Here is a 13,968-nt window from a genome sequence, read left to right as displayed (position 1 = left end):
GCTCGTATTGACGATTGATGTCAGAACGAGTTTCTTTCACAACGGTTAAATGTTCAATCAGGGTCTGGTTCGGATTCATGGGCGAGTATTAAAAAGAAAAATAAGGAGAATGAGATCATATAATTACGGTTCATTCAAGGGGGGGTAAAAAAGTATGCTCGCGCCCTGGGGTGATGCCAGTTGCCATTCTGTTGTCAGGAATACGATAAGGTTCAGGCACGAATAGGAGAAATTCAGGAAAAAGCCAGAATGCAGGGGCTGGATTCCCTTACGCCGGCAGAAGTACGGGAATGGGCTGATTTACGGGGTGCGATGTTGAATATTGACGCATCTCGGAATTTGGTGATCCAAACCGTTTTGCTATATTTATATACCCTATGGATTTCAAGATGGATCGCGACGGCAAGGGAACGAATCCCCGGGAGCATAGATAACTATGTGACCGGGGTGAGTGAGTGCAGCCAACAAAGAGGCAACTTGAAAGATGACGAGTATACAATTTAAGAGGTAATTTAATAGGGGTGTTTATCGGACTAATAAGTTATTGTTTTATATATTATCACCTGTATGATTTACGTAAATTAATAATCAATCTTTGGATTGAGATGACTATTTGGAGAAATTTTATGAAGTGTATTAAATGTGAAAACCCAGTATTGCATGAATCAGATTTTTGTGCAGCATGTGAAGAGAAAGAACTGAGTAGAATTGGCGGGTTTCTCTATTTTCCGGCAATAAATATTATCTTTGTAATATTAAGTTCTTTATTTAGTTCATATAAAACAATGACAACCTTGATCTTTGGTTATGATTTTCTAGGTGAATTACGTATCCTTATAGGATTTGAATTTATTTGTTTTACTATTATTTTTGGAGTTGCACTTTATACATCTATTCTTTTCTTTAGAAAAAAGAAAAAAACACCTTTATTTTATATTATCCTTTTAGTTTTTACTTCATTATTTATAATAACTGATTTATCATTGGCTCATTATGTATATGAAATAAAACTGGATTATAATTATCTCTTCTTACTTTTTAGAGCTGTGTTTTATACATGTATATGGGTACCTTACTTTATTATATCTATCCGAGTTAAAAGAACATTTATAAAGTAACGATTAAAATTAAACTATTTTGCAACTCATATTTATTCAAAAAATATGGCAATTAAAACTAGCCCGGCTTTATGAATTATTTACAAAAGTCAGGCAATTTAAATCACTCGTTCATCAAGGTCTGAGTACTGTATTTTGCTGAGCTCAGACTATTTAATTTCTACTTGATTCGTAAGCATGCGGCGGAAAAGGGTAAGCTAGCGATAATACCCTTGCGAGATTACGATGGCCCACCTATCCAGTGAGCCATTTTTACCGTTATTGCTTAGCCTTATGGCAAGTTAAATCAGGCAAATTTTCCCTTGCCAATTATGGTGTCTGCCCACGCCGTCGTAATAGCCTCTTTCGCCTTGCTGTCCAGCCCTTCGATAAAACCGTTATCACCGGCTGTTGGGGAAAAACTGCTCATTGCCTGAATTAAGGTATCAACCGCATTGTCGGAAAGTGCCGTAAATTCACGCTCTCCTGATGTATCCTTATGCTCCATCTGTGTCACTAATTTGGCACGGTTACCATTAAAGTAATCACTAAAGGTGACTGAACCCACCGATTCAAACAGGCTCTGAGCAGTTTTATCCTGAGTAGGGCGATTCACTGATAAAACCAGATCATATCCACTGCGCTGGAACCACAAGTCTTGCCAGTCAATATCGTTAAAGGCAATCATATCTTCTGCATTAATATCATCAACCTGACTGTCAATCACCTTACCACTGACCACAAAGCTATCTACTCCTGCCCCTCCTTGGAAGTGGTTCTGGTATCCCCCCAACACCAGTAGATCCTGACCCTCGCCGCCATCAAACTGGCTGAACTTCGAAATTGTGGCCGCTATCAGGTGGTCATCACCTTCTCCGCCATTAATTACCGCATGATAGCCCATCAGTTTAATGACATCGCTACCCATGTTGCCATCAATTCGGTTGTCATTACCAAACACCCTGCTAAAGTCATTGCCTTCACCTAACTCAACCCGGTTGTTATTACCGATGGTCACGGCATAATCTTGATCTTCTCCAGTATCCACCTGGTTGTAGTTACCAGAAGTGACAACGTAGTCCTGTCCATTACCGGCATCAATAATGCCGCCTTCACCAAAAACAAATGTCTGATCATTACCCTCACCCATGAACACATGGTTAATGCGTCCGGCTACCACTGCGGTATCATCGCCACTACCACCAAACATCCAGTTTTCACGTCCCATCAGAACGCCCAAGTCATCACCTTCACCACCGGTAAAGATGTTGGAAGTACCGATGGAGTAATAAACATCATCTCCGCGACCACCCCAGAAGTTGTTGTTATCGCCCAGATAAGCACCGAGATCTTTACCGTCACCGCCCCAGTTGAAGTTATAGTTCCCTAACGAGATATGGATATCGCTATCCCCTTGCAGATGACCGCTGTTACGCAGGAAATCAAACGTTTTCTGCTCCATATTGAGCAGATCTGCCGTGAGATTCTCTTTCAGATTGGTCACTAATGACTTCATCTCTTTTTGTTTATCTTTGCTGAATATCGTCGCAAACAGGTTAGGCAAATTCAGCGAATTAAAGCCCAAAGCACGCTCTGATTTGTCATTAGCCTGACTATCCCCACTGTTGATGGCACCCGGTATACTCTTTTCCCGATTTTTATCAGGCGCTTTCTCTTTCAGCCCATGACTGACAAAAAATGACTCAATACCATCAGCACTCATATCAGCGTTCTGTTTCAAACCATTAATCAATTTATCCGGATCAGTGAAGGCACTTAGTTGATCACCACCAAACTGCTTAATCACTTCCAACATCTCTCGCAAAATCGCCTTGCCATCAACCGGCTTACCAGTACGGGCAACAATCTGTCCCTCCGGCGTGTAATCCACACAAAAAATATCCGCTAACGTGGTCTCTGCATCCACACCGGCTAACCGACCCTGTAGCTTGTTTTTAAGCTGACGCGGTAAGTCCTGTAGATTGTAAGTAAATGTTGTTTTCGCCAGGCCCGTTGTTGAATATTGCTGCGTCATCAGACCAAACAGCGAACCCAGGTTGGTATCCAAAATCGATTGAATATGGTCACCGAACATAAAGTTCCAACTACCGGTTGTGACCTGAATGTCCGCCCCTTGACCACCTACCGCAAAATTGAAAGCCAGTTTCTCATTGGCCTGACGAAATTTATCCGCACGGCTCATTTTACTGGTATCAATCTTTTTGCCGTGACCACTTAACCAATGGTGGTATTTTTTATTCAATGCCGCTTCTGTGTCACTTTTCAAACCACGGCTACTGCGCTCGCGCTGCGAATCCAGATCAACCAATGTCTTGTAATCCACACTACTGGTTTGGTCTAAACCAGACATGTCCCGCACAAATTTTTTCGCACCAGATAGTGTCCACTGCTGATTTTGCACCGCCAACCAATCCCACTCTTCGCCGGAATGAGCAATAGATTTCAGTACACCGGTAATACGCGCAGCGCCATCAAATGGATTAACCAACGGTGGTGTAGGGAGGGATTTATCCATCATGACAATCAGGTCATTGCTGCGACCCTGGTTGAAGCTGACGTTACGGTTGCCAATAAACATCTGCGCCCCTTCAAATGCTTGATAACCACCCAGATTAACGCTGTGCTTACTGTCACCCTCCCCGATGTGAATCATCACATTGTTGTCGCCAAAGGCCAGTGATTTAAAACCACCCGTACCCACTTTGATACCGACGTTCGAGGTTCCCCAGTTGATCGCGGTAAATTCACCGTCACCCACGTTTACCTGTATATTCCCGGCGTAACTCAGCGGCTTCGATTGAGGATTTGAACCGAGCTCAACCCTGTTTTTGCGCTTCCCTGGCACGGTGAAAACATCATGGTTATCCGCAATTGCCCCTTTGGTTGTTGAATCCGCTTCCGTGTACCCCACCCGGGCAAGGTTGATATCGCTTTCAGCCACACCACGACGCAGTTTTTCTGTTGTAGCCGTTAGTTCATCCTGTTCATTCCAACGTAACACCAGTTTGTTATCGCCCAACTTGTTAACCCACTGATGATTTTTATCGCGGGTAAATTTACGACCTGTTGCATCAACGGCCACTGTACTACGACGCGCTGAAACCTCACTACGGATACCCTGTTTATCTAAAGCGGTAATAAAATGGTAGGCAAAACCGTGCTGCTTATCATCACTAATCAGTGAACAACCCACGATGCTGATACGATCAGGTTTACCCGCTTGGTTAAAGTTCTGACTGAACTGTTTTAGTTTTATTGCCAATTCATCGGCACTGTAACCACTCAAACGAGTATTATTTTGTGCCGATTCATCACGGCCATGACCAACAATCTGCCAACGTAATTTGCCTGATAATCTGGCAGGATCACCATAAATGACATGATATTTGCCATCAGCATCAAATTTCACCACCACGCTGGATTCCCGGTGTTTACCCGCCAGATTGATCGCGGCTTTTGCTACAATCGGGTCATCTTCCATTTGAATAATGATCTGACTATCAAAACGTGTCCCATGATTGCCACTCTTTTGCAACGAGTTCTTCACCATATCCCGATTTTTATTTTGAAAATCGGAGAGCGTAGAGACAATCCTATCAGTATATTGGCTCATTAAAGCACCGCTCTCAACATGACCATAAAAGGTTTGTTCACCCGATACGCGATAACCAGAAGCGGTCAATCTTGCACGCAGCTTTTCCCCTTCATGCCCTAAACCTTGATTGTCAGTTAACAGCATGATCGGCGTATTGATCGGCAGACCTTTGAGGTTTTTTTCTACTGAAAATTGTCCGTTCATCGCTTTTGCCAATGCCCCAATCATGCCACCAGGGTTTGGTACGTCATGCGCGGTTATGGTTTTGGTTATACTCGATATTGGCCTGTCGAGTAACAGACCTGACACGGCTTGATTATTTTGCGCTGCATATCGAGCAAGATCTGCCGCCACCGGCCCACCAACGGAATAACCATGAAGGATAATATTACCCGGCTTAATACCGCGATCTTGCACCAAATAGCGAAACATCGTCCGGGCATCCTGATAGAACTCTTGCTCACCGGGACTACCATCACTACCACCATAGCCGCGCATGTTGACAGCCAGTATATCAATGCCCTGATTTTGATAGTGGCTTTGGATGTCATGAGCTTGCTCTTCCGCGGACAAACCTGAACCATGAAGGAAAAACACGACTTTTTTCTCTGCTGCCGTCGAGATATCATCTGGTTTTATGTCACCTTGATGATAATATCCCGTTAAACGTCCCCCTTCGCCTTTTAGGGTGATTTTGCTTGAGCTGCCATTAGCAACCGCATCATTAAGCATAGTCTGCGTCTCATCACTGATATGGCGGCGCTCTTCTTTAAAACCATACAATTCGTTGTTAAAGAATCGGGTCACTGGGTTTAAAGAGTCTTTCTCCCGTGGCGAAGTACCATCATTCTCAATTAATACCGACTCTGACGCTCTATTTTTGCCCGATAACGCCTGTAATGCTTCCACTGAAGAGTCGTTCTGTTCTCTCTCAGGGGTATTTTCTCGATAAAGATGTTGGGTTTTCTCAAATGCGCTATTTAATGCCTGATTTATCCACAGTTTCCCTTTATCTCCCGCGATATCCATCAGATCTGTATAACTGGCGGTGTAGTTTTGCAGTACCTGCCGACGTTCATCACCAGCCGTCTGCAATGCTTTGTAGACCACCAAACTTTCATTAACTGAATGACCGCCATCAAACACCAGGAACGCCAAAGTATTAAGATATGCCTGCTCCGGCGAGAAAGTGGGATCTTGACTAGCAATATGGTTATTGAGATGAACCATGATATTAGTTGATCCAGATGCCCCCGTCACCACGGAATGCCCTTGTGCCAAGGCGTTACGCTCAAGCGTTGTTTCCTGTCCAGGCGTCAGTACTCTGCCCGCCGCCACCTTTCTGCCATACAGGAAATCTTCATATTGATCACCGGATGGCTGGTAAGGCAGTGCAATACCATAATCATTGGTTTGCTGTTCAGTTAATTTCACTTTATAGGTAACATCCGCCCTATTCGTTAATTTACTACTGGTGGAACGAGCCTTATAGATCTCATCCCGATAAAAAATATCCGCTTCCGCCTTCCATTGAGATAAATGTAACCCCATACCATCAGTGTTCGACATTTTTACTGCCAGAAACGGAATTTTGATCATTTCAAAGCCGCTATCCACCTTGGTCATCATGATCTTAAAGTTATCAAAGGTCGGTTTTTGCAGGAATGCGGTCAGTTCAGGCACCCGACTGAACCAAGGACGAATATCCTTTTTAATTTTTTCGGCAAAAGCTTGCATTCTGATAGCAATCTGTCCGTCGAGTACAGGTGAGCCCGGAGTACTTTGCATATACGACTCAAACTCCTGCACCAGAAACTGACCTATCCGTCTGGAGGTCGCTCTCGCATCCGGTGACGCGTTTTTCACCAACGTATGCGCCAACTCAGAATCAAAACGACGGCCAAATAAGTTGTCAATATATTGGGTAGTTGACTTTTCTCTGTGAGCATCAGCCTGTAATGACAGTACCAAAGCATGTAACTCAGGATATGCCTGTAACTGGCTAGCAGCATCATCAAATAACTTGATAGTTTCCTTCGATGTGACTTGTCCAGTGAGCCAGAGTCTTCTAGCCCGTCCAATCAAAAGCCTCGCTTCCGGGATATTCGCGGTTTCCAATCGGCTCATAAAAGCAACCAAACTTTCACTCTCGGTCTTAGGCGCTTCCCGTTTAGCGGTTGAGTTCGTTCGAGTCAACGGTGTAATTTTCCACTCAATAAGATGATTAATTTCGTTTTGTGTTACACCGTTTTTTAAACCGACAACACGTCCAGTTCCATCAAATATGACCCGCTGCTTAAGATGTTCAGCATGTCGAGGCGCCACGGCGATCCCAAGGACGCCAGCGGATTCAGCTCGCTGAGCCTGCAAGTGCTCTATCATTCGGCCCATTTTAAAACGTACTAAGTTCACCTGATTGGTGCGTAGAGCAAATTCCTTTGGGCTATGCTGTTGCCAATCAGCTATCGCCTGCTCAAGCAGCAATATATGCTCTTCATCGAAATGGCTCATCGTTTTATAGAACATATCACGTACAGCAACCAGCGCTTTACTAAGTCGCCTTTTCCGCCCCAATGTTCGTACATTAGGGTTGATAAATAGCTTATTTCCCTCTTTCAATACATTAAATTTTGCATTGTCAAATATTGCAGAATCTTTCTGTTCTACCTTGACATCATTCCCCAACGATTTCAGATTAATGCCTGAAATCCGCGGCACTCTTCTGACTCGCTCACCTGAACTGTTCGACGTTGGTATCACCCTATCGTCAGATTGTCCTTTGGCAAACTTTGAAGTAGTTAAAACGCCAGTATTTTTCGCGCGGATACTGGCATTTATCTGTAGACGCTCAACCGCTTGTTTAGCATCATCCAACGCCTGTAGCTCTTCTTCGGTCAATCCCTTGTAGAATCTTTTTTCAGCTTCCGGTATTAATTCGGGATCAATATAGCTACCGGTTTCTCCCGCGCCTGTCGATTCGTAGGCATTACCAGACAAACCACTACCACCGGCACCGGTACGATCAGGTTTGGAATCGCCCTGTTTTGCCCCTCTAACATCTTCTTGTACCTGGGCAATTTTATTTTCAGCCGCAGCAATATCACGTTTACCCCGATATTCCGCCCCCTGATAGGCGATATTTGCGTCATTTTCCGCTTCTTTAGCCCGCTGTTGCTGCAATAATGCTTCTTCTTTTCTTAACTCTGCTTTCTTCTGAGCCTCTGCAATATCTTGTTTTGCACTGGCATGATGCTGCTCACTTTGCGCTACGCCAATCTCGGATTTCTTAACCGCTTCTTTTACTTGTTGTTGGTTATCCGTAATAGATCGTTGAGCATTAGCTAATTTTTTTTGGGTAATAAATTTGGTGTAATTCAGCTCGTCCTGGGTACGGTTCAAAAATTGGGAAGCAAACTGATTACGCCACTGGTCACCTGATTGGCCGCTGTAGTTGGCATAGTCACCAAGCACATCCAAACCTTGCGTCATGGAAACCAGTTTGTCAGTCTCCGCCTGCGCTTCTGTTTCTATCGCCTTACGCTGTGTCAGCCCATTTCGGCTAACTGCTGCCTGATCCGTTAATTCCAACTGGGATTGCGATTTCGCAATTTCTGCCAGTTGTTTCTCTTTTTCCTGTTCCAACAGTTGGCGATCTTTTTCTGCTTTTTCTTTATCGCTTAACGCATTTTGCGCCGCTTTATCCTGTTTCACCTGTTCGGTAATAATATTGGCTTGTCGTGAGCGCTTAGATTTTGCAATAACGTTGTCCAGAATATAGCCTATACCATCATTCAAACCAGTTCCTTTAAACTCAATTCGATTACTGCCCGCTTTTGCTGTCAGCTCTAGTGTTTTATTTTGCCATTTCTCGGCATCGCCAAAAGTCGAGAATACAAGTTTGCCGTTCCAGAAAACATCCATACCATTGTCAGCTGAATAAGCATTGGGACGATTGGCAAAATCAAAGCTCAGCGAAATCACTTCTCCCTCAGAACGGTTTTGCAGGTCCTGGTAAATTGTGGTGTTTTTATCAACATCAAGTTCACTGACTCGTTCGCCATAACGGGTATTATTAGGTTCATCAGTACTCACTGGGCTATAGGCCGCAATATCATTGGTTGATTGCCAACCCAATTTACCTTGCTCAAGGTCACTATTGACAATCAGTGACGTCTCAGATTTCACAGCGATATTGTCTAAGATATAGCTAAATCCATCATCCTGGCCTGTACCTTTAAATTCAATCCGGTTAGTACCTGCTTTTGCCATTAAATCGAGTTTTTGAGTTCGCCATATAGCTCCCGGTCCAGAAGCTGAGAATACAGACTTACCATTCCACAACACCACTATTCCGCAGTCACTCAGATCACGGTCCACCATCTCTAAATGACTCATAAAATCAAAAGTCAGTGAAACCACTTCTCCTTCAGACAAATTTTGTAATTCCTGCCAAATTACAGTGTTTTTATCAACATCAAATTTACCGGCTCGTTCACCATCACCGGTATTATCAAGACCATAAGCACTCGCTGGGTTATATGCCTCTATGCCATGAGTTGACTGCCAACCTTGATTACCTTGCTCAAAGTCACCATTGACAATCAGATTTTCATCCTGATCTGACTCCGATAGCGTTTTTTGACTCAAAACACTTTCTATTGAACTGACGTCAGGCGTCTCCACGGCTGTTATAGCACCATTGAAACTATGGTTTAAATCTGAACTTACCGACGCAATTTCATCCATCTGAAAGCCATCAATAGCAGATACTTCCGCTAAATGAATCGCCCCTCTGCCTTCATGGGTGCCCGACGTGTTAGCTTCCTGTCCATGAACCAAATAGTTGATTGCCTGACTGCCGCCCACACCTAATGTTGTCTGTTTGATATGCTCAAAGAGGGAAGAAAGTTTGTTGCCTTCTGTAACAGAGAAGCTGTAGAAATCACCATTACCAATCTTAACCACCACGTTATTACGTGCATAACAAGCGTTGATACCCAGACCATCACCCACATGGATATTGGCATTAGCTTGACCTTTCATGACCGCAACATTGAGGCCATTGCCCACTTTGGCATTAATATTGTGCTTACCCCACGCCAGGTTAACCGAAACGCCATTACCTACATGAGTGTTAATGTTAACGTCACTATGAGCAGCGGTGATATTTAAGCCATTGCCCACTGTTGTCGTTACGTTAGCTTTCCCTTTTGCCACCGTCACCTGCATACCGTCACCCACTTTGGTGACGGCATTGCCTTCGCTCCATAAGGCATTAAAACCGTCTCCTTTACCCACCTGAGTGACAATGTTAGCCTTACCTTTCGCCAGCACCACATTACGCCCGTCACCGACTTTAGTGATCACGTTGGCTTTACCCCAGGCACCGGTGTAATCGTCACCGTTACCCACATGGGTAATGATATTGGCATCGCCCTGCACCACCGTGACTTCTTGTCCCTTCCCTACTTTGGTAATGATGTTAGCTTTACCTTTCGCAAAGGTGTAACGGTCGCCATTTCCCACCTGAGTCAGGATATTCGCTTCACCCCAAGCCGCATTCACCCCGGTGCCATCGCCAATTTTGGTGATAAGATTGGCTTTACCTTTGGCAAACCCCACTGTCGTGCCCTCGCCGACATGGGTCATCACGTTACCGACATCGGAAATAAGCAGGCCGACTGTGGTACCGTCGCCCACTTTGGTCAGGATATTACCCTTGCCAAGAAGCACGCCCGCAGTTGTTGAATCTCCCACATGCGTGATGACGTTCGCTTTCGCCGCCGCAACCACCCCCATAAAATCATCACCCACCTTGGTGACGATATTCGCCTCACCCAGTGCTAACACCCCTGTTAAGCCATCCCCCACATGAGTCATAACGTTGGCTTTACCAAACATGGCCGCCAGTGTTGTCCCCTCGCCGACTTTGGTCATCACGTTCAGTTCACCGGCAAACAAACCAATACTGACGCCATTACCCACATGGGTAAAAATATTCGCTTTCCCTATCATTAAGGCGGCGGTCTGGTCATGACCGACTTTGGTCAGCACATTAATCCCGCCAATCAGAGCCGCAAAGGTATTGCCATCCCCAACATGGGTAAAGAGATTGGCTTTGCCGATCATCGCCGCCAGGGTCATGCCATTACCCACTTTCGTGGCGATATTGCCTTTTGCCAGCATCAGCGCAACACTGGTGCCATCCCCGATGTGCGTAAACACATTGCCTGCGGCTACCATCAATGCCAGCACATTACCGTCACCCACTTTGGTAAAGACATTCACTGCACCGCCCATTAATCCCCAGGCATCCCCTTTGCCGACATGAGTAAACAGGTTGCCCGCGCCAATCAGGGCCGCAATTGATGTACCCTCCCCGACTTTAGTGAAGATATTGCCTGCCGCGGCCATCACGCCCAGTGTCAAACCGTCGCCGACATGGGTCAACACGTTGCCAACACCAAACAGGATGCCGGTCGTGTCGCCCTTTCCGACTTTGGTCAAGATATTCGTGCCACCCAGCATCACGCCCGTGGTATTGCCGTCACCGATATGCGTGAGGACGTTCGCACCGCCGCCCATGACCGCCCGCGCATGGCCTTTCCCTTTTTTAGTCAGGATATTGGCGCTACCCAACGCTATTGCTGTGGTGTTTGACGCTTCAATCTCCTCACTGAGATGGGTGATAATATTGGCACCGCCAAACATACCGGCAGCCATATCTCCCGCACCAAGCTTTGTTAGCACGTTAGCGCCCCCCCCAAATACGGAGAAGATATCCCCTGTTCCGGCCTGGGTGATGACGTTAAAACCACCCGCTCCGGACCAGTTCGCGCTACCATCACCTATTTGGGTATGAGTATTATATCCCCCCAACATCAGTACCCGGCTGTCACCGTTGCCTTTGTGAATCGAGATATTGCCATAGGCCAGAAGATGAGCCAGATATTGTCCATTCCCGACCCGTACGAGAACATTTACCGCACCACCAGCATCAACATCCATTTTCCCGTTCTGGCTCTGGTGAAGCAGGACATTGGCTAAACCCGCACCACGAAACGATAGATTGCCCTCTTCACCCTTTTTCACAATGACGTTAGCACTCCCGCCCCCTTCAAAATACGTATTACCGAATGTTGAACTGTGCAGAATAATATTAGCCACCCCCGCTCCTGTGAAATTAATATTACCGTGCGACACATTAGATGTAATAACGTTTCCACCACCAGCACCGATGAAATAAATATTACCGGAACTATCACCACCATTCTTTGATGATTTGATAAGATCTTGCTCAGAATAACCGTCAAGATCCGTCAAGCAATCAGCAACATCATCTGATATATTTAAATCATAGTGAAGTTGACTTAACGTATAACCAGCCCCAATTGATCGATAACCGCGAGGATAGGAAAAACTTTCATCCGCTAAACGGCCAGTATGGTCACCTTTTTTATACCAAGATCTTGCAATATATTTCAGCTTTCCTGTTTCATCATCATTCGCCAACTTAACCTCAACCACTTTGGTATAAGGATCCAAGAATACTGCATATACATAAGTATCCGACTGCTCGTTTGATTTCACCGGGGAGACATCGATTTTCAGCCCATTAGAAGAGATCGCGTATCCCCCCATTTTGGCACTACCCAGTGTGACATTTTTCGCTTCAATGTTAGTACCATCGGAATAATTCACCCATCTATCGGTTAATAATGCCTCCTCAACGCCCTGTATTGTGGTTTCTTGTCGATATACAAGATTAATATTGGCAAGCGTAATAGCACCTTCCCTTTTAACGGGGATAAATCCATTATTTACGTTGATATTTTCCTTAGCAATATCCTTAAGATGATTACCTTCCTTATACCAAGAAGTGGCATAATAACGGAGCTTACCGGTATCAGGATTATTTTGCAGCCGCACAGAAACAACTTTAGTATTAACATTATTGGCAATGGCAAAGAGATAAGTATCAGGCTCTACCGCGGATTTAACCGCGTTAACTTGCTGGGATTGTTGAATCCAGCGTCCTTCCATTGTGGCTGATGTCATCACAATATCTTTAGCCTGAGCAAATTCTATTTCATTTTCCATCCCTGCTCGGGTAATTTCGTTATAAGCCCCTGCACCAGTAAAATGAATATTACCGTGAGCAACGTCAGAATAGAGTTTGTTATATCCCCCCGCACCTTTAAAAGTAATATTACCCTGTGTCTGTCCATACCTATCTTCACTGTGGCGTATACGTTCAATGCGATTCGCTGCCCCCGCACCACGCAAGATAATGTTACCTTCTCTACCTTTACGTACAATATGATTATCAGCACCAACCCCATTCAAAATGACATCGCCGCTTTCTATCCGCGAATCGATACTATTTGCAGCGCCTGCGCCGTTAAATGTCACATCTCCTTGAGTACCCTCATAATGATTAAACCAGGTACGGTCAATTTTGTTAGCCGCTCCTGCGCCAGCAAAATAAACATTTCCCTGATCAGTTTCATGCCATAACTGATTATATCCACCAGCCCCTTTAAAACTTGTATCTCCAGATAAACCTTTACGAACCAGTTTGTTATAGCCGGCAGCACCCGAATAATTTAAATTTCCAACTTCACCCGTGTGATTAATAATAGCCGCACCGGCTGCACCGGCAAATGACAAGCCGCCATTTCCCGTTTTACTAATACCGGTATAACCTGAGGCTCCCTTTACCGAAAGTTCACCATTCGTATGGTATACACCGACCTTTAATGAACCAACAGTAACATCATCATCTCCGCCATAAGCATAAACTTCACCACCAATACCAATAGCAGTAATACTGTTACCGTCATTATCGTCATAATATTTCCCAGTAAAAAAGTACTCTGTACTTCTATTTGATGATTTCCCCATCAATAGTCCTTTAATTTATTATTGAAGTTAAGCAGAAAACCACTGCACCTAACAGATAGGGCAGTTATTTTGAATATTCAATCTCTCACGAAACAGTGAAATCTTCTGAATTTTTAATAGCAAAAAATCAAATAAAGAAAAAACCGCCATTAAAATTAACATCAGATATTGTTTGCATGAATTTATCAAACATACTTTTTCCAAAAAGTAATTTATTAATAACACGGATATAACAAAGAAAATATTAAGTTCAGAAAAGTTTCAATTTGATTGATTTACAAACACCTTAAAACAAATCCATCGAATGAGATAAATAAAAAATTCAAAAAGATCGTTAACACAGATGTTTTT

Annotated in this window: 3 protein-coding genes; 2 read left to right on the top strand and 1 reads right to left on the bottom strand. The window is 44.4% G+C overall.

Features of this window, described 5'->3' with window-relative positions:
* Nucleotides 1–180 precede the first annotated feature (180 nt).
* Entirely contained in the window at nt 181–504 is a 324-nt protein-coding gene (locus tag ACGF49_RS01210; protein WP_228903001.1) for a hypothetical protein, read from the top strand.
* A gap of 122 nt (nt 505–626) precedes the next feature.
* Entirely contained in the window at nt 627–1,118 is a 492-nt protein-coding gene (locus ACGF49_RS01205; RefSeq protein WP_262978233.1) for a DUF2569 domain-containing protein, read from the top strand.
* 286 nt (nt 1,119–1,404) lie between these two features.
* Here the strand turns inward: ACGF49_RS01205 and rtxA are convergent, their stop codons facing one another.
* Nucleotides 1,405–13,617 carry an MARTX multifunctional-autoprocessing repeats-in-toxin holotoxin RtxA gene (gene rtxA / locus ACGF49_RS01200; RefSeq protein ID WP_387488962.1) on the bottom strand — a complete coding sequence of 4,071 codons (12,213 nt, stop codon included), beginning with the start codon at nt 13,615–13,617 and terminating at the stop codon, nt 1,405–1,407.
* Nucleotides 13,618–13,968 lie beyond the last annotated feature (351 nt).

Origin of the sequence: Photorhabdus sp. RM96S (genome assembly GCF_042879335.1) — a bacterium.
In the GTDB taxonomy this organism is placed as follows: Bacteria; Pseudomonadota; Gammaproteobacteria; order Enterobacterales; family Enterobacteriaceae; genus Photorhabdus; species Photorhabdus kayaii.
Note: the sequence above shows the minus strand (reverse complement) of the source record. Positions and strands in the feature narration are given on the sequence as shown.